The sequence below is a fragment of the Puniceibacterium sediminis genome (assembly GCF_900188035.1).
Taxonomy (GTDB): Bacteria; Pseudomonadota; Alphaproteobacteria; order Rhodobacterales; family Rhodobacteraceae; genus Puniceibacterium; species Puniceibacterium sediminis.
Window position 1 is genome coordinate 82,308 of record NZ_FZNN01000016.1, and the last position, 26,736, is coordinate 109,043.

A 26,736-nucleotide genomic window follows, 5' to 3' on the forward strand; every position below is an offset into this window, starting at 1 on the left:
ATCGATCTAAATTTTACGCAGGGAAAAGTCAATCTGCTTCTTGCCAGCTACTTTGCCGCGCCATCAGTTGTGGTGAAACAATGGATCGTTCAATCGGTGCAGTCGCATCTGCAAGTCTGCGAACCAGTAACCTTGCAGCCGAGGCGCCGATCTGTTCGGGGAACACGGCGACGCTGGTCAGTGGCGGATAGGTTAGTTGTGCCAGCGGCAGATCGTCCAGACCGACCACGGCAACATCGACACCCGGCTCTAGTCCGGCGCGGCGCAGGCCGAGCATCAGGCCCGCAGCGAGAATATCATTAAAGCACAGAACCCCGGTTGGTCGGTTGGGCAGCGCCAGCACCTTTTCCGCCGATCCTGCTGCGCCGTCCCATGTCAGCTCTACCTCGACCGTGTCGGCATCTTCTGCCCCGGTCAGGGCCAGGGCCCGGGCAAAGCCCTTCAACCGTTCATCGCTCGCCGAAGTGTGTGCCGTCACCGACAGGAACGCAATGCGTCGCCAACCGTGATCGACTAGATGCTGGACTGCGAGCCGCACCCCTTCGATGTAATCCGCGCCGGCATAATCGGTCAGGTCTTGCCCTACCTCACGCAGGGACTGCACCACTGGCATGCCCCATCCTTGTATCCGTGTCAGCAGCCCCGGTTCGGTTCCTTCGGCGGGGCAGAGGATCACGCCATCGACGCCGTGACCCCTGAACCGCTGCAAAATGTCATCCTGCCGGGAAAGGTCGTCATGGCTGTTGGCCAGCAAAACGACGCGGTCATCCTCGCCCATGATCCGCTCGGCCCCCGAAAGGAATTCGGTGAAGAACGAATTCACGAGGTTCGGCACGATGACACCGATTGTCCGGCTGCTGTTGTTGCGCAGCCGCGCGGCACCGATGTCCCGGACATAGTCAAGATCGGCCATGACCTGTTCGATCTTCTTTCGGGTGCGGTCCGCCACCAGCGGCGACTTGCGTACCACCAGCGAAACGGTCGCGCGCGATACGCCCGCAACCTGCGCAATCATATCAAGTGTGACCTTCTTGGGTCTCATGCGCACCCCCCTCCTGCTTTGACTTGCGGCTGGTATAGAGACTACAGAATAAAGCGATACGGAAAACACGGGCAGTCGAAGAGCTTGCCGTCAGCGCGGCCCTCCCTACCAAGCAAGGTACCCTGTCTTGCTGGGCACACGACCTGTGTGAATAGTGGGCGGTCACAAAACATCTGGCGGTTGGGATTTCGGCCAGGCCGCCCCCAATCCAGGACCCTTAAATGCTAGGGGGCTCAGCTCACCGGCTGATCGCGAACAAGGAGAAGTTCGAAAGTCACGCAAATTGTATTCGCGGATCGCGCAAGGATGCCTTTGGCATGCGGTCCGTCGAAACCGACTGACATCGCCTGAAGGTCGACTTGGCCTTCTGACAGGCATCCTTTGGTCAAGAGCACCTCGGTCGCATAGCTGCCGACAGCGGCGTGATCAGCAAATTTCGTGCCGATAAGGCTGCCAAGCCCTGTGACCGTAGCGTTTTCCATACCGGCATCGCCTGCTATTTTCACGATGATATCGTCGATAGGCTCGTGTGGTCGTGCAGTAGCAAGGACGGCGTTGGCGTGTTCGACTTTGCCGGTGCGGACTGATCGAAACAGGACAAACCCGGTTTCGGGATCCTTCGCGCTTTCCATGCGCGCGCCCTCTAGTACAACAACATCCACGGTCACATCCCGGGCCAGCACCGTGTATTCTGCGAGAAGGTGCCCGGCATGAAGCCCGCCGATCTGATCCGCCCAGACGCCGTGGGTATGGGCAAAAGCCGCCCCATCGCGTCGTCCGAGGTGTGCACCTGCACAGACGATCCGGGCCCGATCCAACGTCGTGGTCGCGCTGTACCACGCGACATGCCCGTCACCCGGCGCGGGCGCCGGTCGGACAAAGGACAGCCTGTCGGTGTCGATGCCCGACAGGTCGAACCAGGCCGCAGCACCGTCCACGGCATCGGTCATGGCCGCAAGCAACGGTATCCCGGCGTGCAGGGTGACCGCCTGCCGCGTCGCACGGCAGGGCACGGCGCTGAGCCGGTCCGGCGCGGGCGGCCCGGGGTGGATGATCCGGCGCGGCTCAGCCATCGGCGATTTCACCACGGGCAAGCAGTTCGGCACGGATCATTTTCTTGGTGATCTTGCCATAGGCCGATTTGGGCATCTCGTCCCAGAACACCACCTTTTTGGGCATCTTGTAGCGCGGCAGCCGCGTGTCCAGCCAGTCAAGCACCGCGTCACTTGCAGGCGCCTGCCCGCGGGCGACGCAGACGGCGATGCCGACCTCGCCCCATGTCGGGTCCGGCACGCCCAGCACGGCGGTTTCGGAAATATTGGGGTGCAGCAGGATCTTTTCCTCGATCTCGCGCGGATAGATGTTCGACCCGCCCGAGATATACATGTCCGATGCGCGGCCGGTCAGATACAGAAACCCTTCGTCATCCATATGCCCCAGATCACCGGTCAGGAACCAGCCGTCGCGAAAGCTGCTGGCGTTGGCCTGCGGGTTGTCATGGTAGCCGGCAAAGACGGCGGGGCCGATGACCGCGACTTCGCCCGTTTCGTCGGCGGCGCATTCGCGGCCCAACTTGTCCTGCACCTGTACCTGCATCCCCGTTCTGGCAAATCCGCAGGTGCCAAGGCGCATGAGCGCATCGTCGGCGGAATGATGCAGCGGCGGCAGGACAGTGATATTTCCCGTCACCTCGCCCAGGCCGAAGTATTGCACCAGCACTGGCCCCAGAACGTCAAGCGCGCGCACCTGATCGGCGCGATACATCGGCGCGCCGGCATAGATCACGTAGCGCAGGCTGGAATGGTCGTAGGCGTGGACGGATTCGTGCTCGACCAGCAGCTTCACGATTGTGGGCACGGTAAAGATGTTGGTCACCCGCCACTTGGCGACCAGCCGCCAGATGTCCTCGGGATCAAAGCGCACCCCGGCAGGCAGGATCGTCTTGACCCCGTGGGCGACCTGCGCAAGCTGATGGATGCCCGCACCATGCGACAGCGGCGCCACCACGATCGACGCATCCCACGGCCCGGTGGCAGGCATCAGGTCGCAAAGATGATTGGTGATGACAAAGGCCATCTGCCCGTGGGTCAGCACTGCAGCCTTTGGCATGCCGGTCGTACCAGAGGTATAGAAGAACCACGCCGGATCGTCGCGATCAACGGGGACGGGCGTGACTTGGGCACCTTCGTGATCCGTGACAAGGGCGTCGTAATCGTCAGGTCCGTCGCCCCCGATGGTCACAGTAAAATCGACCAGATCGGCGCAGGCGGCAATATGCCCAGCGAAACCCGCCCCGACCAGCAAGCCCTTTGCACCCGAAGATCGGGCGAGCCAGGCAACCTCTTCCGGGGTCTGACGATAATTTGCCGGAACCCAGACACAGCCCAGTTTCCAGCAGGCATAGGCGGCTTCGAACATCTGATTGCAGTTGGCCGACTGAACAAGGATGCGGTCACCCTTGCCAGCGCCATAACGGTCGCGCAGCGCCGCGGCAAAAGCTGTCGCACGCGCCTCAAGCCCGGCCCAGCTCCAGTGCGCCTTTCCCCAGACAAGGCCGATATCGTCAGGGTGACGCCGCGCGCTTTCGGTCAGGAAATGCGACAGGTTCATCACCCGGGTCGAAACAGGCTTCATCACGAAACCCGTTCAAGGATCGAGGCATAGTTGGCCACCGCAGCGCCGCCCATGTTGAACACCCCGGCCAGCCTGGCCCCGGAGATCTGCATGTCGCCCGCTTCTCCCATCAGCTGCATCGCGGCCATGATGTGCATCGACACGCCCGTCGCCCCGATCGGATGTCCCTTGGATTTCAGCCCGCCCGATGGGTTCACCGGCAAACGCCCATCCTTGGCGGTCCAGCCTTCGCGGATCGCGCGGCCCCCCTGCCCCGGCGCGGCCAGGCCCATCGCCTCGTATTCCAGCAGCTCGGCGATGGTGAAACAGTCGTGGGTTTCGACAAGGCTCAGATCACCCACGGTGATCCCTGCCGCCTCGTAGGCAGATTCCCACGCGCGGCGCGCGCCATCGAACCGGGTCACATCGCGACGCGACAGGGCCAGCGGTTCGTTGGCATGGGCGCGGGCCCGGAATGCGATGGCCCGCTCCAGATCTGCGGCCACCTCTGGCGCGGCAAGGACAATCGCCGCAGCGCCGTCCGAGACAAGCGAACAGTCGGTCCGCCGCAACGGCCCGGCAACATGGGGGTTCTTTTCGGACACCGTATTGCAGAAAGCCACGTCAAAATTGCGGCGCATATGGGCAAAGGGATTCCCCATGCCGTTGCCGTGGTTCTTGGAGGCAATCATCGCCAACTCTTCCGAGCGGTCGCCGTATTTCTGAAAATAGCTTGCCGCGATATTGCCAAAGAGCCCGGCAAAGCCCCCGCCAACGCCGGATTCCTCCTTGCGATAGGATGCGCCCAGCAGGATTTCACCCACCTCAGCGCCCGGGGTCGCCGTCATCTTTTCCGCACCGACCACCAGCGCGATCTTGCCCCGCCCACTTGCGATGAAATCCATCGCGCCATGCAGCGCCGCAGACCCGGTCGCACAGGCATTTTCGTAGCGGGTGGCGGGCACACGGGAAAGACGTTCGTCCCCCACGCCCACAAGCGCGCCCTGAAAATCCTGATCGGAAAAGCCGTTGTTGAAGACACCGACAAATATCCCGTCCACATCTTCGGGCGTGACGCCGGCGTGTTCCAGTGCGGGTCCGGTGACTTCGGCCATCAGCGCCTCGGTGTCGGCTGCTTCGCTGCGGCCGAATGCGCTATGCGCCCAGCCCACGATATACGGATCTCTCATGTTGCCTCCCTTTCGGATTTTGCGCGGACCAGACGCCGCGCCAGCCTTGTTTCAATACCTTCTGCCTCGCGGGTCAGCATGGCGGCAAGCTCTCTGTCGCGCGGTGGTTGCATCCGGCTTTCGATCGCGGCAAGCGACAGCGCCCCCGCGACCGTTCCGTCGGCGCGCCGCAGCGCAACGCCCACCCCCCAGCTGCCCGGCACCACCCGCCCCGGATTGAGCGCAAAGCCCCGCGCACGGGTCGCGGTCACCTCGTGACGCAGCACCTCAGCCGTCAGACCGGGATATTCGGCCGCCAGCAGCGCGGCGTTGTCGTCCAGCACCGCCTCGACCTCATCATCCGGCAGCGCCGCCAGCATCGCGAGCGACCCCGCGCCGACACCCAGCGGATGCTGTGCCCCCGTTGTCAGCGCGTGGGTGCGGATCGGGAATGCCCCCTCCTGCCGGTGCAGGCAGACCGCGCCCGCCCCCCGACGCATGGTCACAAAAGCCGTGTCGCCGCTGTCGCGGGCCAGACGCGCCACGGCGTCGGCTGCAATCTCCAGCAAGCCGTGGCGCGGCGTCGCAAGGGTGCCAAGCACATAACATTCCGCGCCAAGATGATAGTGGCGGCTTTCATCGTCCTGTTCGATCAGCCCGCCACGGATCAGCGCCAGCAAAAGCCGCCGGACGGTGGGCTTGCCCAGCCCCGATTGCGTGACCAGCGAAGCCAGGGAAATTCCATTCGCACCGCCACGCCCCACCAGCGTCAAAAGAGCCAGAGAACGATCAACAGCCTGCGTTCCGCTGACGGTGCGGCCCTCTTCCGACTTATTCACAATATGGACCACAGCGTTCCACTTCCAAAGGCAAGAGATGTCTTCAGCCCCTGAGCCTGCGGAGTTCATGCCAGAATGCAAGAAATTTCTTGTCCTTTATTCCCGTTTCTGATCCACATTGTGCAATCTTAGGGGAGGAAGATACATGAATATGGTACTCAAGGCAGCGCTGACTGCAATGCTTGCGACGACGATCCTGTCTGGCTCAGCCATGGCAGAGACGCTGCGCCTGTCTCACAACACCGGTGATTCCACGACCTGGCACAAGGGTGCCGAGCGTTTCGGAGAGCTGCTGGCCGAAAAGACCGGCGGCAACTTTGACGTCCGCGTCTTCCCGAATGCGCAGCTTTCCGGCGGCGACCAGATGCGTCAGGCCGAAATGGTCGGTCGCGGTGCGCTGGATCTGGTTGTGACTTCGGCCATCAACGTCACGCCGCTGGTGCCCGAAATGGCCATCTTCTCGCTGCCCTATCTTTATGCCGGCTACGATCAGGTGGACGCCACGACACAGGGCGCGCCTGCCGACATGCTCGAAGATATCCTGCGCGAAAAGGGGATCGAGGTTCTGGCCTGGGGCGAAAACGGCTTTCGCGAGGTCACGAACAACGTCCGCCCGGTCAAGTCGCCTGCGGACATGAAGGGCCTCAACATGCGCGTTGCGGGACCGATGTACATCGACGTGATGAACGCGCTTGGCGCCAATCCCCAGCAGATGCAGTGGGGCGAAACGATGACCGCGCTGCAACAGGGTGTGGTCGACGGTCAGGAAAACCCGATCGGCGCGGTGATCATCCCGCAGCAGGTCTACGAAGTACAAAAGTACCTCACCGCCTGGCATTACTCTTACGACCCGATCTTCCTTGGCGTGTCGAAAAAGCGTTGGGATTCACTGGATGCCGAAACCCAAGGAGCGATGCGCGCGGCCGCCGAAGAGGCGATGACCTACCAGCGCGAGATCACCCGCAAGGGCACTGCCGATGGCGTCGCCTTCCTGCGGGAAAAGGGCATGGAGGTCTATGAGCCCTCCGAGGAAGAGCTTCAGGCCTTCCGCGAGGCGACGCAGCCCGCCTTTGATGAATGGGCGGCAAAGGTTGGCGACGACATCGTCGGTGCCTTCCGCAAGGCCATCGACGAGACCGGCAACTAAACCAGATCGGCGCGGCACCGGACACCGGGCCGCGCCCATTTTCGGGAGGAGGGTGCCTTGCGGTTCATTCTGCGGGATTTTGAAAAGATCGTCTGCGCCGTGCTGTTTCTCGGCATGACGCTGCTGGGCTTTGCCAATGTCGTTGTGCGCTACGGCACCCACTATTCCTTTGCCGCCTCCGAGGAAATTCTGACCAACGGCTTCCTCCTGCTGACCGTCTTTGGTGCGGCTATCGCTGCGCGGCGCGGCGAACACCTTGCCGTCACACTGGTACAGGACGCACTGCCGCCACGGCTGGCGCAGGGCGTGTTCGCCCTGTCGGTCCTGCTCAGCGTCGGGCTGCTCGCTGCATCGGCCTGGTTTTCCTGGGCCACGCTGATGAACCTGATGGACAACGGGATGCGCAGCTATGCGCTGGGTGTACCTGCCTGGTGGTATCAGGCCGCGCTGCCCTTTGGTTTTGCCCTCGTGATCATCCGCTACCTGCAACACGCCGCACAAACCTGGCGCGCACCCCGCGCTGAACCACCGGCGGCACCCGGTGTCTGATCTGTTTGGCATGGGTGCCGGGACCCAGATGATCGCGGCGTTTTTCCTGTTCATGGCCCTGCGGGTGCCGGTCGCCTTTGCGCTTGGCCTGTCGGCCATGTACGCGATGTGGCGGATCGGCTTCGGATTTGAACTCGTCGGGGATCTGATCGCCACCGGCATCGGCAAATACGCCCTGCTGGCCATCCCCTTCTTTATCCTTGCCGGGACGCTGATGGGATCGCTTGGCATCGCTGAACGCATGGTCCGTTTCTTTCGCGTGCTGATCGGCGATCTGCCCGGGGGCATGGGCGTGGTCGGCACGGTTGTCTGCCTGTTCTGGGGGGCTGTATCGGGGTCTGGCCCTGCGTCGGTCGCGGCCATAGGCCCGATGATCATCAAGGGGATGGAGGAAGACGGCTATCCCCGCGCCGCGGCCGCCGCGCTGGTCTGTACCGGGGCGGCGCTGTCGATCGTCATCCCGCCCTCGATCGGCCTTGTCATCTACGGCGTGATTGCCGAGACGTCGATTTCATCGCTGTTCATCGCGGCCATCGTGCCGGGCCTGTTCATGGGCCTTCTGATGCTGCTGGTCCTGCCCTTCATCAAGGCGCGGGGGCGCGATGCGCTGGATCGTATGGCCCCCGCCCCGGCAAGCGCCGGATACTGGCGCGATCTGGGCCAAAGCTTCCGCGACTCGTTCTGGGGGCTGATGACACCCGTGGTGATCCTGGGCGGCATCTATTCCGGCGTCTTCACCCCGACCGAAGCCGCGCTTGTCGCCACCGTCTATGCGCTGGCCGTCGGGGCCTTTGCCTACCGGACCCTCACATGGCGCGTACTTTATGACGCGCTGAGCGACGCGGCCTCCTCTTCGGCGGTGGTGATGCTGGTGGTCGCCTACGCCAGCCTGTTCGGCTGGGTCGTCACGGTCGAAGATCTGGTCGGGCAATATTCCGGCCAGCTTCTGGGGCTGTCAGACAACGGCGCGGTGATCCTGCTGGTGATCATGGTGATCCTGCTGATCGCGGGGATGTTCATGGACCCGGTCACCGTGATGTTCATATCCCTGCCGATCTTCATGCCGGTGGTGCGCGAACTTGGGTGGGATCCGGTCTGGTTCGGCGTGCTGGTCATGGTCAATCTGGCCATCGGGCTGATCACCCCGCCGGTCGGGATCAACCTTTATGTTGCGGCCAACGTCACACGCCTGCCGATTGAACGCATCGCGCGGGCGGCAATTCCCTTTCTGCTCGTCAGCCTGATCGGGCTCGCCATCGTCGCCGCATTACCCGCGCTTTCGCTGTTTCTGCTTCAGATCGTGAAATGACCTAGACGGTTGTCGCGCAGGTTCTGTCACGCCGCCTTGTGATCATCTGAGCCTTTGAAATTTCAGACGGTTACACGGACGCGGCAATTGATTTTAAGGGCGTGCATTATCGAAAGACGTGATCCTTTTCGCCGTGTTCCTCTACATCCACTATGCAGTCTCGTCCCGCGCTGAAAAAATCCATCGCCGAGCGCGGCATGGATGTTGACCATGTGACTCTGAGCCGATGGGTTGTAAAATTCGCACCAATGGTCTCTGACGAGGGCCAGGGGCCGGTGTTGCTGCCGCTGATCTCGACCGCTCTGACTTCCAACGTTTGTGCGTCGATACCGATGTGAATCTTGCGTCAGACACGTCGTTTGGGGCCGCCATGCTTGCGCGCGTTCCACTCGCCCTCCCCTTCGACCTTGATGCCGGTGCTGTCGATGAGCAGGTGCAGCGGACCCTCCGTGCCGCGATACGGAATGTTGACCGCAAGCGTCCTTTGGCGCCGACAGATGGTGCTGGAGTCAGGCACCTCCCAGTCCCGTCCCGTCAGCCGCAGGAGGCTTTCCACAAAGCCAGTCGTCTGCCGAAGCGCCATTCCGAACAGCACCTTCATGCTAAGGCAAGTCTGGATCGCGGCGTCACTGAACGTCCGCGATCTGCCCCTCTTGCCGGAGGGTTTGGCAGCCCAGTTCGTGGCCTTGTAGGTCGGAGATGTCGGTTTGCTCATGCCCATCAGCTACCAGACTGGATTCACAACATGAATCCCTCACCCGCTTTGTGCAACAGAGCTACCAAATCCCCGAACTAACTTAGGTCATGTTGACAACAGGGCCACCCATGGGCGGATCGAAACGATGTCTATGAAGACCTGAAAGCTCTCAGACGTATTGTCGTAGCGGGTGGCGACGCGCCGCGCACTTTTGAGTTTGTTGAAGCACCGCTCGACTAGGTCGCGCAGCGCATACAGCGAATGATCGAAACCGACGCGCATCTGGCGTGATTTGCGCATGGGAATTTGGGTGAGCAGGTTCCGCGCCTCCATCTTTTTCCGTAAACTTCAGAAAGTTGCGACAGAACCCGATCAAGCGCGCCCAAGTTTCGTTCGGAAAAGTGCATAAAGTGGAGCCAGACGTGATAGGCATTCCGGAATGAATCTACGTGCCCTGCAATTGTTCCGTCACATCGTGCTGACCGGCGCTTTATCCGAAGCATCCGACCGGCTGAACATCTCGGTTTCAGCGGCCAGTCGGCTGTTGTCGCAACTGGAAAGCGATGTCGGCCTGACACTGTTTTCGCGCAAACGTCGACGGCTGGAACTGACGGAACAAGGTCAGCTTTTCTTTCGCCAAATCGCCAACACCCTGATCGGGATTGATGAAATTCCCAAGGTCGCCGACGATATTCGTGGCCGTGCGCAGGAATGGCTTTCGATCGTGACCGCGGCGCCGGTCGCCAACGGTCTGGTGGTGCCTGCTCTGGCTCGGCTTTCTGCGGCGATGCCAAGGTTGCAGTGCACAGTGAACGTCGAAAGCCGCTTTGACATCGAAAGCAAGGTTTCGGTGCGCGGCTACAATCTTGGCGTTATTTCTTTGCCAGTCGAAAATGCCATCATTGACCTTCAGATCGTGCAGTTTCTGCGATCCCGGCTTTGCGTGCTGCTGGTCGACAGTCATCCACTGGCCGGTCGCGACACCATTCGCGCCGAAGACCTTGCCGGTGAGACCTTTGTTTCCCTGGCTCCGGGGCAGCGCTGGCGCGAAAGGCTTGATGAATTGATGGGGCGTGCGGGGCTACCCTATACGGTCGCCTTTGAAACCGGATCTACCGTGGTTACGGTCGAAATGGTGCGCGCGGGCCTTGGCATTACCCTGATCGACCGCGTCTGTGCGCCACCGGTTCTTGGCAATGGTCTGGTCATGCGCCCCATCGAAGGCGCCCACTGGATCACCTACGCAAGCCTGCACCCCCCCGGCCCCCATGCTCCTCTGGCCGAGCTTTTTCTGGACGCGCTGTCGGACCATGTTGAAGCGTTGCGCGTCGCGGAGCCGCGTGCGCGGGACCTGCTGGAACTGATTTAGCCACCAAGCCGGGCGGATAACCCGATGGCAAGGCGCGCCGCCTCTCGCGCGATGATCTCGCTGTCGCCGGTATACAGCGCGGGGTCCAGCGCCGCCGCAATTTCCGATGGGGACATATGAGCCGTGATTTCGTCCGCTGTGGAAAGATCCGATACGCCGCCAGTCTCTAACACATGGTGCACGATGTCATGCGCCTCTGCCCGGCCCACCAGCGGTGCCAGTGACATCATCAGGTTTTCGGCAGTGATCGCGCCCTTGCTGCGGGCCAGGTTTTCCGCCATGCGCCCGGGGTTCGGCGTCAGCCGCTCCAGCGTCTCGGCGAAACTTTCGGCCATGCGCCAGGCCAGTGGCACGGCGCGGTCCAGAACGGCCGACAGCAAATGGTTGGCCACGGAATCCCCCTCGTGGCTGCTCCGCCCGGTCTCAAGCGCGGGGGCGGCAAGGCTGCGCAATTCTGCGGCCAGGGAAATCGAGCGCACCACATATTTCGGATTGATCTTCTGCGGCATGGTCGAGGAACCGACCGTGCCCTTGTCCAGCTGCTCCGAGACCTCGCCGATCTCGTCGGTCATCAGGGTGTAGACCTCGGACGTGACCCTTTCGACCGTCATGGCGAGCATGGCCAGCTGAACGACATATTCCGCAAACAGATCGTTCGCGCTGCGGCCCGGCACCAAAAGTTCGCGCAGCCCCAGATCAGATGCCAGACGGCGGTTCAGCGCCCTGCCCTGTGACCTAAACGCATGCATCGCCCCCACCGCGCCGCCAAAGGGCAGCGCCAGCATCCGCGTGGTGGCGTCGGACAGGCGGGCTTCGGCGCGCTCCATCTCTTCTATCCAGCCGGCGATCTTGAAGCCAAAGGTGATCGGCAGGGCGTGCTGGCGGTTGGTGCGCCCCGCCATCGGCGTGCCTGCATGTTCTTGCGCCAGCGCCCCCATGCGGGCCACGGCGCGCCCCAGATGCGCGCGGATTTCGCGGTTTGCCTCGCGCAGCAGCAGCAGCCGTCCGGTTTGCATCACGTTCTGGGTTGTCGCACCCCAGTGCACGTAATCGCCGGCCTTGCCAGCGGCGCGGCCCAGCAGCCGGGTCAGCGACAGGATCGGCGCCATCGTGCGTTTCACATCCGCCGCCAACTCCTCGCGCCCCAGCTTGTCTAGGTCGGCGGCGGCGGTGATCTCTTCGGCGGCCCAAGCCGGAATGATGCCCAGATCGGCCTGGGCGCGGGCCAGCGCCGCTTCGACATCCAGCCAGGACTGCCACAGCGTGTCGCGGTCGAAAATCGTGTCGGGGGACAGCGTCATGCAAAAGTCTCCTGTACGCCCGAAACCTCGGGGCGGAACTGCGGCGCGGCGGCCAACAGGCGCGCGGTGTATTCGTTTGACGGGCTGCGCAGGACGGCGTCGCAGGTCCCTTCTTCGACCAGTCTGCCGCCCAGCATCACCGCGACCCGGTCGGCCACCTGATGCACCACCGCCATGTCATGGGTGATGACCAGACAGCTTAGCCCCAGTTCGGCCTGCAATTCGGTCAGCAGGTTCAAGATCTGCGCTTGCACGGACACATCGAGCGCCGATGTCGGTTCGTCACAGACCAGTGCCTGAGGCCGCGTCACCAGCGCCCGCGCAATGGCAACCCTTTGGCGTTGCCCACCCGAAAGCTGCGACGGATAGGAATGCAGCAGCCGCGACGGAAGGCGGACCATCTCCATCGCCTCGCGCGTCTTGGTCGCGATGGTCGCCGTGTCGTCAGTACCGCGCAGGGTCAGGGGCCGGGCGATGATCTCGGCCAGTGTCCGGCGCGGGTTGAGCGACGAATAAGGATCCTGAAAGATCGGCTGCACAAGTGCTGCACGTTCCAGCGGAAGCAGGTCCGCCACTGGCCGCCCCAACATTTCGACTGTGCCAGAGGTGGGCAGCGCCAGCCCCAGCATGATCCGCGCCAGCGTCGATTTCCCGGATCCGCTTTCGCCAACCAGCGCCAGCGTTTCGCCCCGCTTGAGGGTCAGGCTGACGCCATCCACCGCGCGGATCGTGTGTTTCGGCCCGAACATCCCTTTGCGCGAGGTAAAGACCTGCGTGATGTCGCGCCCGTCGATCACCGGCACGTCTTGCTTACCCATCACGTGATCGGCCCGGATCGGCGCTGCGGGCGCGCGTGCGGGGCGTTCCGCATCGGTCAGGATACAAAGGCGGCTATGCGCACTGTCGCCCAAAAGCGGAGGGCGCGCGGCCACGCATTCGGCGCGCACATAGGCGCAACGCGGGGCAAAGACGCAGCCCTTGGGCGGGGACAGCAGCGAGGGCACTGTGCCGGGGATCGCGCCAAGCTGGCGCGGCGGGCCATCCATCCGCGGAATCGCGCTGAGCAGCGCCTGGGTGTAGGGATGCGCCGGTTCGGCCATCACGGCCTGTGCCTCGCCCTCTTCGATCACTTCGCCGCCATACATGACTGCCACGCGGTCTGACTGTTCGGCGACCACGGCAAGATCATGGGTGATCAGGATCATTGCCATACCCATCTCGCGCCGCAGCCCCGCCAGCAGGTCAAGGATCTGCGCCTGCACCGTGACATCCAGCGCTGTCGTCGGTTCATCCGCGATCAGCAGTTCGGGTTCCAACATCAGCGCCATGGCGATCATCACCCGCTGCCGCTGACCACCGCTTAGCTGGTGGGGATATTGCGACAGGCGTGCCACCGGATCGGGAATGCCCACCCGGTCGAGCAGCGCCAGAGCGCGCTTTCGTGCCGCAGCCTCGGAGTACCCGCCATAGCGTACCGCGCCTTCGGTCAACTGCCGCCCAATGGTATAGACCGGGTTGAGCGAGGTCATCGGCTCCTGAAAGATCATCGCGATCCGGTGACCCAGAAAGCCTTGGGAAAACTGCGCATCCGAGAGCGTGCCCAGATCCACGCCATCGAACGTGATCGACCCGCCCTGCACCGCGCGCTGCGGCAGCAGCCGCATCAGCGCCAGCGCCGTCATGCTTTTGCCGGACCCGCTTTCGCCGACGATCCCCAGCGCCTCGCCCCTATCTAGACCGATCGAGGCACCCCGCACTGCGTGCAGCAGCCCCGCAGGCAGCGGCAGCCCGACCGAAAGGTCCTTGATTTCAAGCAGCTTGCCCATCAGTTGCGGCCCTCCGGTGCGGTGATGTCGCGCAGCCCGTCGCCCATCAGGTTCGCGCCGATGACCAGCGTGAACAGGCTCAGGCCGGGCAATACGACCAGCCAGGGACGGTAGAACATCGCCTGTTTGCCTTCGGCAATCATAAGCCCCCAGCTGGGTGTCGGCGGCTGGATACCCACACCGAGAAAGGACAGCGACGCCTCGGCCAGGATCGCGATGCCCAGCTCAAAAGTGAAGATCACGATGATCTGCGGGATCAGGTTTGGCAGGATTTCGTGCCAGATGACCTGACGCGGGGTGGCCCCCGACGCCGTGGCGGCGGCGACAAAGTCGAGGTTGCGCAGCCGTTGCGTCGCCGCGCGTGTCACCACGAGGTAATAGGTCCAGTGCAGCACACCGATGATGCCGATTACAACCCAGATCGACGGCCCGATGATGAACACCAGCGCCATCGCCAGCAGCAACCCCGGCAGCGCAAGTTGCGCCGTCAGCGCAAAGCTGACCGCATGATCGACCCAGCCGCCGAAATAGCCCGCGACCACGCCCAGCGTCACCCCGATCAGCAGCCCGACCGTCGCGGCCCCAAGGCCGATGGAAATTGACACCCGCGTGCCATAGATCAGGCGGCTAAGGTAATCGCGCCCGTTCTGGTCAGTGCCCAGCAGATGGTCCCAGCTGCCTGCCGGGTCCCAGACCGGGGGCAGCATCCGGCTACTCAGTGATTGCACAAACGGGTCATGCGGCGCGATCAGCGGCGCAAAGATCGCGATCAGCGCAAGGGTGACGATAATCCCGCTGCCGATCAGAAACCCCGTATGGTTCAGCGCGCGGCGGCGCATCAGCTGGCCGGGCGACATCGGTTCGGCTTCTTCGGGCGCGTCGAAGGTAAATGCGTCTGTCTGTGTCATCCGATGCGGATCCTCGGGTCAAGAATGGCGTTGATGATGTCGGCCAGCAGATTCATGGCGACAAAGACGATGGCAAAAACAAAGATCAGCATCTGCACTGTCGGGATGTCGGCCCCCAGAATGGATTCCAGCGCCAGGCGTCCCAACCCATTGATGGCAAATATGCTTTCGGTGATGACGGATCCGCCGAATTTTTGCCCCAGTTGCACGGCCAGAACCGAAATCACTGGCAGAAGCGCATTGCGCAGCGCGTGCCGCCGCAACAACGCCCCGCCGCGAAACCCCTTTGAACGGGCGGTGCGGATGTAGTCCGCGCCCATCACCTCAATCAGACCAGTCCGGGTCAGCCGCATGATGGCCGGAACCGAGGACGCACCCAGAACGAAGGCCGGAAGGACAAAGTGCCGCCATGTGTCGTCGCCCGAAACCGGAAAGATCGGGATCATCACGGCGAACAGGATGATCATTATCAAGCCAAGCCAGAAATTCGGCACCGCCTGCGCCGACACCGCCACACCCAGCGCCATCCGGTCAATCCAGGAATTCGGGTTCAGCGCCGCCAGCGCGCCCAGCGGAATGGCGATCAGGATCGTGACGCTAAGCGCCGCGAGCGCCAGGGTAATTGTGACCCCTGCCCGTTCGGCGACCAGTTCGGCCACCGGTTTGTGCCAGTAATAGCTCTCCCCGAAATCGCCACGCAGCACCCCACCCAGCCATTCAAAATAACGCACCGGCAAGGGCTGATCGAGGCCATAGCGGGCGCGGATCATGTCCACGACCTCTTGCGTGGCATCTTCGCCCGCGATGGCCTGCGCCGGGTCAGTGGCGACATTCAGCAGAAAAAACGCGGCAAGCGACACGGTAAAGGCAACCGCCAGCGCCAGAAGGCTGCGCAGCAGGATGTATTTGAGCATGGGTCAGACTTTCGGTTCAAGAAGGCTGCAAGGGACGCGTCCCGACCGTGACCATACACTGGCCCGGGCCGGAACGCGCCACGTCAGCTTACTTCCAGCTGGAGTTCTGCAAACGGGGGAGCCCGTCCGGGTCCAGCGGGAATTCCAGATCCGGCGAGACCAGATAGTTCGCCGAATAGGTGAAGAGCGGTGCCCAATAGGCCTGATCCGCGATGGTTGTAAGAGCGTTTGTATAGATCTTTGCACGCTCGTTCTGATCGCTGGTCTGTTCCGCCGCCAGCACCTCTGTAGCCAGCGCCGCGTCGCCCGACAGGTTACGATCGGTGTCATCGGCAAAGTGGATACGCGCGATGGCCGCCGTATCGGCCGTGCCGCCCGAACCCCATGTGCCGATATAGGCCGGGATATCCTGTGCGGCCCGCGCCTGATTGAGCGACTCAAGCTTGACGTAGCGCAGGTTCACGTCGATCCCTACCGCCGTCAGATCGGCCGAGACCGCCTCGGCCACCGGTTTGTCGCGGTAGGCCCAAAGTTCCAGCGGAAAACCGTCGGCAAAGCCTGCTTCGGCCAGCAAGGCCTTGGCGGCTTCGGGGTCATAGGGGTAATCCTGCACGCTCTGATCACAACCGAATTGCGCCGGATGGCAGGCGGTGTGGATTGCCTCGGCGCTGCCGCCGATCAGGTATTTGGCCATTTCCGCCTTGTTCAGCGCGTGGTTGATCGCCTGACGCACCTTGACGTTGGTCAGCGGCCCATCCGCGTCGGTATAGCCCGCGGCATCCAGAACGATAAAGGCGATGCGCAGGTCCGGGCCGCTAAGATGTGTGGCAAGTGGCGTGGCTCCTAGGCTTTCAGCCAAGTCGAGCGGCACCTTGAACATCCAGTCAATGCCGCCCGACATCATCTCGGCCTGCTGGGTTCCAACGTCGGGAATGTTGCGCACAACGATTTTCTGGATCGCAGGCTTTTCGCCAAAGAAATCCTCGAACCGCTCAAGCACCAGTTCCTGCCCGGGCTCAAAGCTGGTCACCTTGTAAGGCCCAGTGCCGATCAGGTGCTGCGCCATGGCATCGCGGTCGATGGTTCCACCGGCATCATAGCTGCCGACTTTGCGCAGCATGATGCGCTGCGCCATGTCGCGCAGCACCAGCGGATAGACCGATTTCAGGTGGAACCGCACGGTGTTCGGCCCGGTCACTTCGGCCTTGTCCAGCCAGCGCCCGACGGTGCCGCCGGCATTGGATTCGCTGTCTTCGCGGATGATCCAGTTGTAGGTATAAGCGACATCTTCGGCACTTAGCGTGCTGCCGTCATGGAATTTCACGTCGTCGCGCAGGGATACATCAATCGTCGTGTCGTCGGCATATTCATAGCCGGTCGCGACCGCAGGTTTGAATTCCTGAGTGGTCGGGTCAAGGTCAAACAGCGTCGTGTCCGTCATCTGTGCGAGGATGATATATTCGCGCTTGGTGGTGTAGTTGTAGTCGAGATTCAGGATCTCTTCGGCCAGCGCCACGCGAAGAGTGTCGTCGGACTTTTGTGCAAGTGCCGGTGTCGCGGTCAGCGCCGCAGCCAGAATCGTCGGCGCAAGGGCCCGTTTGATAAAATAATTCATATCCACTCCTCCCTAAGTGTGATCGAGACGTTAGGTCAGGATAAAGGATGCGTAAATTGTTACGTTTGCAGCCACTGTTGCGGTTTATGCAACTAATGAACCCTCAGATGTTCAGGCCGAATACGCATCACCCGTCGTTCAGGTGACAGGCTGATCGGTGTCCGGAAGCAACTTCGCGGATCTTTGGAACCTCCGAACGGCAACGATCCATCGCAAACGGACAGCGGGGGTGGAAATGGCAGCCTTTGGGCGGATCAAGCGGGCTTGGCAACTCACCCTTTATCGCCTCGAACTTGCGTTTGCCGACCTCGATGCGCGGTACCTCTGACAGTAGCGCCCGCGTATAGGGGTGGTTGGGGCGGGCATATACCTCCTCAACCGGGGCTTCTTCGACAATCCGGCCAAGATACATGATGGCAACGCGATCAGAGATGTGTTCGACCACGCCAAGATCATGGCTGACAAAGAGGTATGTCAGATCCAGCTGTTCGCGCAGATCCATGAACAGGTTGATGACCTGCGCCTGAATGGACACATCCAGCGCCGCCACGCTTTCATCGCAGACAAGGAATTCCGGCTGCACGGCAAGGGCGCGGGCGATGTTCACACGCTGCCGCTGACCGCCGGAAAACTGATGCGGATAGCGGCGTTTCATCGCCGGATCGAAACCGGCCATTTCCAGATACCGGTCCGCATAGGCGCGGCGGTCGCCGGGGATCATGCCATGGGAATGGGGCGCTTCGGTCACGATATCCTCGACCGTCATGCGTGGGTTCAACGCAGCCATCGGATTTTGAAAGATCATCTGAGTGGCAAGGTCAGCCGCCTTCAGATCAGCAAATGACAGGCGACTGCGGTCGCTGCCCTTCCAGTACAGGTCACCTTCACTTGGAGGTAGTATCCCGGCGACGACCCGGCCCAAGGTGGATTTTCCGCAACCGGATTCCCCGACCAGACCAAGGACTTCGCCCTGCCTGATGCTCAGATCGACGGAATCGACCGCGTGAACAACGGGCTTTGGTTTGGCCAGCTTCAGACGTTGCGCAATGCGGTCAGCGATATCGCCTTTGGACCCGAATTTGCGCGAAACATTCCGCAGCTCGACCAGTGGTCGCGTGGATTGGTCGGTCATTGCGTCAAAAGCTCCGGGTGCACAGGGTGGATACAGCGAAAGCCACGCGCGCCTTCATGTGTTTCGGGCGGCGGCACGGTCGCGCAAGCCTCTGTCGCGCGGTCACATCGGGTGCGAAAGGCGCAGCCCGAGGGCAACCTGCCAAGACTGGGCGTCATGCCGGGAATCTGTCGCAATCTGGTGCCGCGGGTGTTCTGGCTGGGCACGGACCCGATCAGGCCTGCGGTGTAGGGATGACGCGGGTCGGTCAAGACATCCGAGACCGGACCGGTTTCCACCAGCCGCCCCGAATACATCACTGCAATGTCGTCAGCGAGCCGCGAAACAATGGCCAGATCGTGTGTGATCCAGATGACGGCAGTGTTATGCGTCTCTGCAAGCCGCTGAAATTCAGAAATGATCTGCGACTGGATGGTCACATCCAGCGCGGTTGTCGGTTCATCGGCGATGATCAGATCAGGGTTGTGAAGCAGCGCGATGGCAATGGCAACGCGCTGCCGCATACCGCCCGAAAATTCGTGCGGATATGCCGAAAGCCGCTCTTCCGGGCTTGGGATTCCCACTTGGCCAAGCGCGTCCCTGGCACGGGCGCGGGACTCGGCGCGGCTTACCTTTTCGTGGGCGGTGATTGCCTCGGTCATCTGGGTGCCGATGGTCAGAACCGGGTTCAGCGTCATCATCGGATCCTGAAACACCATGGCGATCCGGCGCCCGCGCAACTGGCGCATTTCCTCACCGCTCAGGCTGGCCAGATCCTGCCCGTCAAATAATATGCGTCCACCCGTCACGCGCCCAGGCCTGTCCACCAGCCCCATGATCGAAAACCCCGTCACGGATTTGCCCGACCCGGATTCGCCGACCAACCCCAGAACTTTGCCCCGCTCCACGGCAAAGCTGACTTCATTGACCGCCCGGTTTCCCGGCCCGCCGGGTGCGCCGGGGAATTCCGTGACCAGCGATTGCACGTCCAGCAGGGGCATCAGATATTCCTTGGGTTGAGGATGTCGCGCAGCCGGTCACCCGCCAGATTGATCGCGACGATGGTGACCAGCAGGGCAATACCCGGGAAAAAGCTGATCCAGTAATAGCCAGACAGCAGATACTGGTAACCGTTGGAAATCAGCATCCCCAGCGATGGTTCGGTCACCGACGCGCCCAGGCCAAGGAAGGACAGCGTCGCTTCAAGCCCGATCGCGCGGGCGACCTGCATTGTCGCGATGACGATGACCGGGGCCAGACAGTTGGGCAGCAAATGCCGGAACACGATGCGCCAGCGCGGCAGGCGAAGGCACCGGGCGGCTTCGATATATTCCTTTTCGCGTTCGACCAGCGCGGTGCCGCGCACGGTGCGCGCGTAGGTTGCCCATTCGGCGATGATCAGCGCAATAACGACGTTCTGAACACCCTTACCCAGCACCGCCAGCATCATCAGCGCCATCAGGATCGTGGGAAAGGACAGCTGCAGATCGACCAGCCGCATCAGCAGCGATTCCGTCCGCCCACCGACATAGGCCGCAAGCAGGCCCAGCGTCGTCCCGATGAGCGCGGCAGCAATCGCCGAAAACACGCCGACAATAAGGGAGGTGCGCAACCCGTAAAGGATGCCCGACAGGATATCCCGCCCCTGATTGTCGGTGCCAAGGTAATAGGGCATTCCCGAATAGCTCTCGGATCCGGGCGGCAAGCGGCCATCCATGATATCAAGCTGCATAAGGTCATAAGGGTTCTGAGGCGAGATCAGCGGAGCAAAGACCGCAAGCAGGACGATCACCACCAGAAGTGTCATTCCGATCGCGGCACCCGGAGCAGAGAGATATTGGATGATCCGCTGCCGCGCGAGGGGTTCGGGGGCGATGGGCGTGGTGTCAGCGTTGCTCATGGCTCAGGCCCTCCCGTCCATCCGGACGCGCGGGTCCAGAAGCGTGTAGCAAATGTCGATAAGGAAATTCAGCGCGACGAACAGCAAAACCATCATCATGAGGTAGGCAACGATCACCGGCCGATCGAGCAGATTGATCGAATCGATGATCAGCTTGCCCATGCCCGGCCAGGCAAAGATGCTTTCGGTGACCACGGAAAACGCGATGAGGCTGCCGAATTCCAATCCGATGATCGTGACCACCGGAATCATCAGGTTCTTGAGCACATGGACCGAAATCACGCGGCTTTCCCGCAGACCCTTGGCCCGGGCGAATTTGATGTAATCCTGTGGCAGGACCTCTTGCACGCCGGCACGGGTCAGCCGCAGCACCAGCGATGTCTTGAACAGCGCGAGGTTCAGCGCCGGCAACAGAAGGTGGCGCATCCCGTCGCCGGTCAGAAACGACCAGCGCACGCCAAACAGTTCAGCCGTGTCACCGCGCCCGTTGGACGGCAGCCAGCCGAGTTCGACCGCGAAGACCAGAATGAACATCAGCCCAACCCAGAAAGTTGGCAGGGAAAACCCCAGGATCGACCCGCTCATGATAACCCGCGACGACAGCCGATCAGGGTATAGCCCGGCATAAAGGCCAAGCGGCAGACCGACCACCAGAGCAATCACAAGTGCGCTGAAGGCCAGTTCCAGCGTTGCGGGCATCCGTTCGAGGATAAGGCCAAGCGCGGGCCGACCATAGACAAAGCTGTCACCGAAATCGCCATGCAGCAGCCCCTGAAGGAAGATCGCGTATTGCCGCCACAGCGGTTGATCAAGGCCGTAGTGGGCAATCACCCGCGTACGTTCGGCGGCATTTGCATCGGGATTGATCAGGATATCGACCGGATTGCCGATGACGCTGACGCCGATAAACACGATCAACGTCATGGCAAGGATGACAAACAGCGCCTGAATGGATCGCCGTATCAGGGAGGTGATCATCGCTTCATGGCCTTTCCGCGGGTCACGTCGGCACCTTCACGGACAGGGCCAGCCCGTCACGCTGCGGATCGGCGGCACCCTGAGACATGCCTTCGGCATCAATCTCGATCGCGTGCAGCGCGGCAAAGGCATAGGTCTGCGGCGAGCGGGCCACCTGGTATCCCTCCGCCTCCAGCTCGGTCTGAACCGAACGACGAACGCGGTTGCAAATGTCGATCTTGTTCGACACCCCGGCAATTCTGGGGGCGGCGACGGCATTCAGAACCGGCATGTTGAAATCGATCATGTTCATGATGCCCTGTGCCACGGTCGGCGCGATATAGCTTCCTCCCGGCGCACCGATAACGATACGGGGTTTACCACCCCTGAAGACAATCGTCGGCGCGGCAGAGCTTGGCCGACGTTTGCCCGGCGCGATGGATCCCGGATTGGCCGGGAACGGATTAAAGCGGCTCATCGTGCCGTTGTACATGAATCCCAGCCCGTCCGTGATCGCCCCCGAAGGGCTGCCAAGCGTATGCGTCATGGCCACCGCATTTCCCTCTGCGTCCACAACCGAAATATGGGTCGTATCGCGCTGGGACATGTCCATACGGGTGACGCTTGCACGTTCGCCCCGACGGATCGAGTCGGCGTGCATCTGCGCACGGGATTTCGAAAGCAGGTCCTCAACCGGCACATCGACATAGAGCGGATCGCCCATATGCGCGTCTTTATCAATGGTCATGCGCTTCATCGCCTCGAACAGCAGCCGCACATGTTCGACCCCGACGTGGTCTAGCGCCGAAAGGTCAAAATGTTCCAGCGTCTGCAACAGTTCGATCAACGGAAACCCGGATCCCGGCGGCGGCGATGACGCAATCCTGTGGCCCCGGTACTCTCCCCAGACCGGATCAGCACGAGACAGCGCATATTGCGCCAGATCCTCGCGCCCGATCAGGCCGCCATTGGCCGCGAAATCCGCAGCAATCTCTTCGGCGATTTCGCCATGATAAAAGATGTCCGACCCACCACTGCGGGCAATCCTGTCGAGCGTGTTACCCATGTCCGGGTTTTTCAGCACCTCGCCCACGTTGCGCAGGCGTCCGTCTTCGTGAAAATACACGCGCCGTCCGGTCTTGGAATACCGCAGCTTGTCGAGGGTGTTGGCAAAGCCGTCGTTCGACTGATCCTTGTCCCAGTACCAGTGCATGTGGTTACGGATCATGAATCCGTCGCGGGCCAGCTTAATCGCAGGGGCAATCAGATCCGCCCAGTCGAAGGTGCCATAGTTCCGCAGCGCCGTTTCGTACCCCTTGAGCGATCCGGGTGTGCAGGCCGCAAGATAGCCGATGTCCGAGATGTTGTTTTCAAGGATATAACCAAAGCCATCACGGCTTTCGCCCAGCACCTTGTCGACCCACATGTCCGGCGTCGAAGCCAGCGGGGCACGGGCGTAGAATTCCAGAACGTCATGCACGCCCCGTTTAGGCATGTAGACGTGCAAGGACCCGAAGCCGCCAATGCCCGCCATCTGCGGGTCAACCACGCCCTGAACAAACGCGCAGGCCAGGGCCGCATCCATGGCATTGCCGCCACGTTCCAGCACGACCGCACCGGCTTCCACAGCCTCGGGCTGCGGTGCAACGATGGTTGCATTGCTCATGCGGCGCGCCTTTTTGCTAGAACTCCGGTCAGGAATTTCTTCACGTGACCAAGCACCTTGATCCGGTCATGCGACACTCCGGCAACCAGATCGAATGTCACATCGACCCCCGCCCCGCGAAACGCATCGGCAAGCGTCTTCAGCCGTTCCGGGCGTGTCTGTCCGGCATCATTGGCGCCTTCCATCCAGTAGCGGCTGCCTTCCTTGTGGGTGATCTCCCATGACTCAAGATCGGCATCCCCGACGACCATGTGCACCGGCACGCGGGCCAATGCAGCAGCAGCAAACGGCTTGCCAAAACGTTCCTTCAGATCGCGGGTGCCGACCCACCAGTCCCGGTCCGGATCAGGCAGCGTGACGGATCCGGGCGCACCTATGCTGGCCGCCCACAGTTTTTCGGGATGCAGAATGGTAAAACGGTTGCTGAAATGCCCGCCACCGGAATAGCCAAAAATCGCGAACTCCGACCAATCCTGCCCGTACTTCGCCGCCATTTCGTCAACCATTGAGATCAGCACGCGATCATAGCGGATGTCGCCCTCTTCCATGTATTTATACCCCGACCGGGTGCCATCGCCCAGTACGTTCATCGGGAAGATCGGGCAAAGGATGGCGCAGTCGTTGTACAGCCCGAATTCGGCAAAGCCGTCGCGGAATTCAAACGCCGAGGTGCGTCCCGTTCCGTGCACAGCGACCAGCAGATCAACCTTGCGGCCCTCGGCGACGGCGGGTGGCACATAAAGAAGCATGTGAAGGCGGGGGTCGGCGGTTGAGGCGAAGATTGCCGTTTCCCCATAGTCGTAAATCGACTGGGCCCGTGCGGCCGCGCCGCTCGTTCCAAGTTCTTCCATCATGCTCTCCTGGAGTTTTCGTTTTGGTGGCGCAGGGCGGTACAGGCCGCCCCGCGCGGGTTTGTCGGTCTGCCCTAGTCGGCGGATTTGACTTCGTAAGCGAGGGTGTATTTGTCGCCACGCGGCGAAAACGCGATGCTGTTTTTCGCGCCGATGACGACGTTTTCGTAGTGAATCGGAAGGATCCAGGTGCGGTTGAAGATCTTCTCGGAAGCCTGCTTCAGCAACGGCTCACGGCTGGCTTCGTCCAACGTCGCGGTTGCTTCGTCCAGCAGGGCGTCAATCTCGGTATCGCTGATGCCACCGCCGTTGTAGCGGCCCGTGCCCTTATCGTTGTCGCGTGTTTCGATCAGCGATACGGCGGGGTTCGAGACTTCACCAGTGTTCACGCCCCAGGAGCCAAGGAACACGCTGTAGGCACCATCGGAATATTTATCCGAATACATCGACCAGGGCATGACCTCGACACTGGTGTCGATCCCGATGCGCGTCAGCATCTGACCGGCGGCCTGCAGAACATCGCTGTCGTTGACATAGCGACCGGAAGGCCCGTGAAGCGTCAGCTTGAAACCGTCGGGATAACCGGCATCGGCCAGCAGCTTCTTGGCGCCTTCGGGATCGTAGGCCACCTTTTCCACCGCATCCGAATGACCAAAATACCCCTCGGCCACGAACTGGTCCGCGACGGTGCCGTTCTTTTGCATCACCCGGTCGACAATCGCCGGACGGTTCATCGACATGAGCATGGCCTTGCGGACATTTGCATCCTTGAACGGGTTCGACCCAAGCGGCGCGCCGTCCTTGGCCGCCACGAACGGGCTTTCATCCCGGGCAACATCCATACCAAGATAAACGATGCGTGTGGACTGCCCGCGAATGGCCTTCAGATTGTCGCTCTTTTCGATGCGGTCGATCCCCTCGGCGGGAAGCGTTTCGATCAGGTCCAGATCGCCGGATAGAAGCGACGCCAGACGCGCGCCGTTGTCGGGCACAAAGCGCAGGGTCACGGCAGACCATTCCGCTGCACCACCGAAATAATCGTCGTTCCGCACCAGTTCGAGCCGGTCCCCGGGGACAAAGCTGGCGTATTTGAAAGGTCCGGTGCCGATCGCGGCCGTGCCGTCATCAAAGGCCTGCACGTCGTCACCGACATGGTCCGAACTGATGATGCGCAGGCGACTCAGCGAATTCAGGATCATTGGGTCGGGAACAGTCGTCTCGACAATCACATGAAGCGGGTCCGGCGCGGTCACATTCGCGATGTTGCGGGTGTAGCTGGCAAAGCCCTGGCTCGGCTTGTCACGGGCGCGCATCAGCGAAGCGATGACGTCTTCGGCGTCGAAATCGGAGCCGTCATGGAATTTCACCCCGTCACGCAGGGTGAATTCCCAATGGGTGTCGTCCACGACCTTCCATTCCGTCGCAAGTTGCGGCTGGTTTTCGGCAGCGCCGCCACGGTTGATGAGGCTGTCGAAGATGTGCCGTGATGTGGCATTGTTTGGTGAGCTGCTGTCTTCGTGCGGGTCCAATGTGGTGGGCGTCGTCGACATACCGATCGACAGGCTCGGGTCCTGCGCAATGGCCGCAACCGGAAGCGCCACAGTCAGGCCAAGGGCGATGATCGTCTTGTTGAATGTTCGTCGTGTCGGAAGCGCAGGCATGACAGTCTCCTTGTTGGTTTTTTTAGTGCTGGGCACGGTCTTGGGCCGCGCTTCCAACCTGTGTGATGAAAGGCTCAGTAGCCGCACTGTTTTGGATTTGTAACAACTCTGTCAATCTCGATTTCTAACGGTTACGATAGACGTAACATGCGAATCTGAAAATTTCAGACTGATTTCAGATTACTTTGAATGGGATATTTCATGCCGCACAATGAGATTAAAGCAGATATTATTCAATCAGTTGATGTTGCCATCTCTGTGCTGATGGAGGTTGCGGCAAACCCGGATTGCAGGTTGAGTAACATCGCAAGATCCCTGGGCGAAACCAAACCAAGAATCTTACGTTCGTTACGCACACTGGAACACCGTGGACTGGTGCAAAAGACGCATGAGGGCGGTTATCTGCTCGGGAATGCGATGCTTGTGCTGGGGACCGCCGCGTCGATGCAGATCGATCTGGTAAAAATTGCAGGACCCGTGCTCGAGTCACTTGCGCTGAAGGCCTACGAAACCGTGCAGCTGCGCATTCGGGACAACACCGAAGCACTGTGCATTGCCAAGGCCGAGCCGTCCCGCGACCTGCGTGTCCATGCCGTCGTCGGCCGACGGCGCCCGCTTTACGCCGGGTCCAGCAAGGTGCTTCTGGCGTTCCTGCCCGAGGATTTGCGCAATGAACTTCTGCCAATATCGCTAGACAGCATGACAGCCCGGACGATTACCGAACGCGCAAAGCTTGTGCAGGAGTTGGAAACGATCCGCGCCACCGGCTATTGTATCAGCCGGGGCGAGGTGAGCGAACAGCTTGTCTCTGTCTCGCTACCGGTCCGGGGCTATGATGGCAGTGTCCTCGCCGCAATCAACATCGCGGCCCCGGCCTTCAGAACTCAGGAAGCGGACCTTGATCGCTATCGTTCCCTGCTTGTGGAAGGGGCGGCCAAGATCAGCGCGGGTCTCGGTTGGTCAAGATAGAGCTGGATGCGACCTTGATACGTCAGGGGTCTGAGGCCCCTCCCCATCCACACCGACGCCGCCCCCTGCCGGTTACCGCGCGAAGCGGATCGGGAGTGAGAAGGTGTGTGTGCCTTGGGTTAGGCCGTTTGGGGCGGCGGGCATTCTGGCTTTCTGGACGGCGCTGATGGCGGCCTGATCTAGGAGGGCATTGCCTGAGGAGCGGGAGATGCCGACGCCTGCGAGGGTGCCGGAGCTTGTGACCTTGAGCCAGAGCACGACCGTTCCCGATGCGCGCCCGGCCCGGCTGGGATAGCGTTTGAGCCGTTCCACGCGGGTCCGTA

At 61.6% G+C, this 26,736-nt stretch carries 23 protein-coding genes and 4 pseudogenes; 7 read left to right on the forward strand and 20 right to left on the reverse strand.

The features are described from left to right. Positions 1 to 28: 28 nt before the first annotated feature. The 5 genes from CHB75_RS16210 to CHB75_RS16230 all read right to left on the reverse strand — a co-directional run bounded on the left by CHB75_RS16210 (position 29) and on the right by CHB75_RS16230 (position 5,663). Positions 29 to 1,042: a LacI family DNA-binding transcriptional regulator gene (locus CHB75_RS16210; RefSeq protein ID WP_089272369.1), complete on the reverse strand. Its 1,014-nt coding sequence runs from the start codon at positions 1,040 to 1,042 to the stop codon at positions 29 to 31. Positions 1,043 to 1,275: 233 nt separating this feature from the next. Beyond that, complete coding sequence (locus tag CHB75_RS16215) at positions 1,276 to 2,115, reverse strand: PPC domain-containing DNA-binding protein (protein WP_089272427.1); 840 nt, start codon at positions 2,113 to 2,115, stop codon at positions 1,276 to 1,278. Further along, a complete protein-coding gene (locus tag CHB75_RS16220) occupies positions 2,108 to 3,676 on the reverse strand; it encodes an acyl-CoA synthetase (RefSeq protein WP_089272371.1) in 1,569 nt (522 codons plus the stop codon). Before CHB75_RS16220 ends, CHB75_RS16215 begins: the two co-directional genes overlap by 8 nt. Next, a complete protein-coding gene (locus tag CHB75_RS16225) occupies positions 3,676 to 4,845 on the reverse strand; it encodes an acetyl-CoA acetyltransferase (protein WP_089272373.1) in 1,170 nt (389 codons plus the stop codon). The genes CHB75_RS16220 and CHB75_RS16225 overlap by 1 nt, the downstream gene beginning before the upstream one ends. Next, positions 4,842 to 5,663 (reverse strand): IclR family transcriptional regulator, encoded by an 822-nt coding sequence (locus CHB75_RS16230; protein ID WP_245841027.1) that lies wholly within the window; start codon positions 5,661 to 5,663, stop codon positions 4,842 to 4,844. Before CHB75_RS16230 ends, CHB75_RS16225 begins: the two co-directional genes overlap by 4 nt. 145 nt (positions 5,664 to 5,808) lie before the next feature. On the opposite strand from CHB75_RS16230, the gene CHB75_RS16235 reads away from it, so the two are divergent. The 4 genes and pseudogenes from CHB75_RS16235 to CHB75_RS22130 form a co-directional block, all read left to right on the forward strand. Further along, the gene (locus CHB75_RS16235; RefSeq protein ID WP_176439170.1) at positions 5,809 to 6,810 is read left to right on the forward strand and encodes a DctP family TRAP transporter solute-binding subunit; all 1,002 of its coding nucleotides are present in this window, start codon (positions 5,809 to 5,811) and stop codon (positions 6,808 to 6,810) included. A gap of 57 nt (positions 6,811 to 6,867) precedes the next feature. Continuing rightward, positions 6,868 to 7,359 (forward strand): TRAP transporter small permease, encoded by a 492-nt coding sequence (locus tag CHB75_RS16240; RefSeq protein ID WP_089272377.1) that lies wholly within the window; start codon positions 6,868 to 6,870, stop codon positions 7,357 to 7,359. Next, positions 7,352 to 8,668, forward strand: a complete 1,317-nt coding sequence (locus CHB75_RS16245) for a TRAP transporter large permease (protein WP_089272378.1) — start codon at positions 7,352 to 7,354, stop codon at positions 8,666 to 8,668. The genes CHB75_RS16240 and CHB75_RS16245 overlap by 8 nt, the downstream gene beginning before the upstream one ends. Before the next feature lie 86 nt (positions 8,669 to 8,754). After that, a pseudogene (locus tag CHB75_RS22130) lies at positions 8,755 to 8,937 on the forward strand (IS6 family transposase); the annotation flags it as partial. On the opposite strand, the pseudogene CHB75_RS16250 reads toward CHB75_RS22130, so the two are convergent. Both CHB75_RS16250 and CHB75_RS16255 read right to left on the reverse strand, forming a co-directional pair. Continuing rightward, positions 8,931 to 9,383: pseudogene (locus tag CHB75_RS16250) on the reverse strand (IS5 family transposase); the annotation flags it as partial. The pseudogenes CHB75_RS22130 and CHB75_RS16250 overlap by 7 nt on opposite strands. Before the next feature lie 87 nt (positions 9,384 to 9,470). Next, positions 9,471 to 9,713, reverse strand: a pseudogene (locus CHB75_RS16255) (IS5/IS1182 family transposase); the annotation flags it as partial. Between the two features lie 91 nt (positions 9,714 to 9,804). Here CHB75_RS16255 and CHB75_RS16260 point away from each other — a divergent pair. Further along, positions 9,805 to 10,734, forward strand: coding sequence for a LysR family transcriptional regulator (locus CHB75_RS16260; RefSeq protein ID WP_089272382.1), 930 nt, complete (start codon positions 9,805 to 9,807; stop codon positions 10,732 to 10,734). Here the strand turns inward: CHB75_RS16260 and CHB75_RS16265 are convergent. The 12 genes from CHB75_RS16265 to CHB75_RS16320 all read right to left on the reverse strand — a co-directional run bounded on the left by CHB75_RS16265 (position 10,731) and on the right by CHB75_RS16320 (position 25,444). Further along, on the reverse strand, positions 10,731 to 12,035 hold the full coding sequence (locus CHB75_RS16265) for a lyase family protein (protein ID WP_089272384.1): 1,305 nt from the start codon (positions 12,033 to 12,035) through the stop codon (positions 10,731 to 10,733). The genes CHB75_RS16260 and CHB75_RS16265 overlap by 4 nt on opposite strands. Beyond that, the gene (locus tag CHB75_RS16270; protein ID WP_089272386.1) at positions 12,032 to 13,861 is read right to left on the reverse strand and encodes a dipeptide ABC transporter ATP-binding protein; all 1,830 of its coding nucleotides are present in this window, start codon (positions 13,859 to 13,861) and stop codon (positions 12,032 to 12,034) included. The genes CHB75_RS16265 and CHB75_RS16270 overlap by 4 nt, the downstream gene beginning before the upstream one ends. Then, complete coding sequence (locus CHB75_RS16275; RefSeq protein ID WP_089272388.1) at positions 13,861 to 14,769, reverse strand: ABC transporter permease; 909 nt, start codon at positions 14,767 to 14,769, stop codon at positions 13,861 to 13,863. The genes CHB75_RS16270 and CHB75_RS16275 overlap by 1 nt, the downstream gene beginning before the upstream one ends. Further along, positions 14,766 to 15,683, reverse strand: a complete 918-nt coding sequence (locus CHB75_RS16280; RefSeq protein ID WP_089272391.1) for an ABC transporter permease — start codon at positions 15,681 to 15,683, stop codon at positions 14,766 to 14,768. The genes CHB75_RS16275 and CHB75_RS16280 overlap by 4 nt, the downstream gene beginning before the upstream one ends. A gap of 88 nt (positions 15,684 to 15,771) precedes the next feature. Further along, the gene (locus CHB75_RS16285; protein ID WP_089272393.1) at positions 15,772 to 17,298 is read right to left on the reverse strand and encodes an ABC transporter substrate-binding protein; all 1,527 of its coding nucleotides are present in this window, start codon (positions 17,296 to 17,298) and stop codon (positions 15,772 to 15,774) included. 127 nt (positions 17,299 to 17,425) lie between these two features. Next, positions 17,426 to 18,430, reverse strand: coding sequence for an ABC transporter ATP-binding protein (locus CHB75_RS16290; protein ID WP_089272395.1), 1,005 nt, complete (start codon positions 18,428 to 18,430; stop codon positions 17,426 to 17,428). Continuing rightward, positions 18,427 to 19,410: an ABC transporter ATP-binding protein gene (locus CHB75_RS16295; protein ID WP_217898803.1), complete on the reverse strand. Its 984-nt coding sequence runs from the start codon at positions 19,408 to 19,410 to the stop codon at positions 18,427 to 18,429. Before CHB75_RS16295 ends, CHB75_RS16290 begins: the two co-directional genes overlap by 4 nt. After that, positions 19,410 to 20,309, reverse strand: a complete 900-nt coding sequence (locus CHB75_RS16300; RefSeq protein WP_089272399.1) for an ABC transporter permease — start codon at positions 20,307 to 20,309, stop codon at positions 19,410 to 19,412. Before CHB75_RS16300 ends, CHB75_RS16295 begins: the two co-directional genes overlap by 1 nt. Before the next feature lie 3 nt (positions 20,310 to 20,312). Continuing rightward, positions 20,313 to 21,287, reverse strand: a complete 975-nt coding sequence (locus tag CHB75_RS16305) for an ABC transporter permease (RefSeq protein WP_089272401.1) — start codon at positions 21,285 to 21,287, stop codon at positions 20,313 to 20,315. A gap of 22 nt (positions 21,288 to 21,309) precedes the next feature. Further along, positions 21,310 to 22,932 carry a gamma-glutamyltransferase gene (ggt, locus tag CHB75_RS16310; RefSeq protein ID WP_089272403.1) on the reverse strand — a complete coding sequence of 541 codons (1,623 nt, stop codon included), beginning with the start codon at positions 22,930 to 22,932 and terminating at the stop codon, positions 21,310 to 21,312. Then, positions 22,929 to 23,783 carry an alpha/beta hydrolase gene (locus CHB75_RS16315; protein ID WP_089272405.1) on the reverse strand — a complete coding sequence of 285 codons (855 nt, stop codon included), beginning with the start codon at positions 23,781 to 23,783 and terminating at the stop codon, positions 22,929 to 22,931. The genes ggt and CHB75_RS16315 overlap by 4 nt, the downstream gene beginning before the upstream one ends. Positions 23,784 to 23,857: 74 nt before the next feature. Further along, positions 23,858 to 25,444 (reverse strand): ABC transporter substrate-binding protein, encoded by a 1,587-nt coding sequence (locus tag CHB75_RS16320; RefSeq protein WP_089272407.1) that lies wholly within the window; start codon positions 25,442 to 25,444, stop codon positions 23,858 to 23,860. A 201-nt stretch (positions 25,445 to 25,645) separates the two neighbouring features. On the opposite strand from CHB75_RS16320, the pseudogene CHB75_RS22515 reads away from it, so the two are divergent. Beyond that, a pseudogene (locus CHB75_RS22515) lies at positions 25,646 to 25,816 on the forward strand (helix-turn-helix domain-containing protein); the annotation flags it as partial. A 3-nt stretch (positions 25,817 to 25,819) separates the two neighbouring features. Continuing rightward, complete coding sequence (locus CHB75_RS16325; protein ID WP_245841028.1) at positions 25,820 to 26,413, forward strand: IclR family transcriptional regulator; 594 nt, start codon at positions 25,820 to 25,822, stop codon at positions 26,411 to 26,413. Between the two features lie 72 nt (positions 26,414 to 26,485). Here the strand turns inward: CHB75_RS16325 and CHB75_RS16330 are convergent. Beyond that, the coding region (locus tag CHB75_RS16330) for an energy transducer TonB (protein ID WP_141135127.1) at positions 26,486 to 26,736 on the reverse strand (251 nt) is incomplete at its 5' end.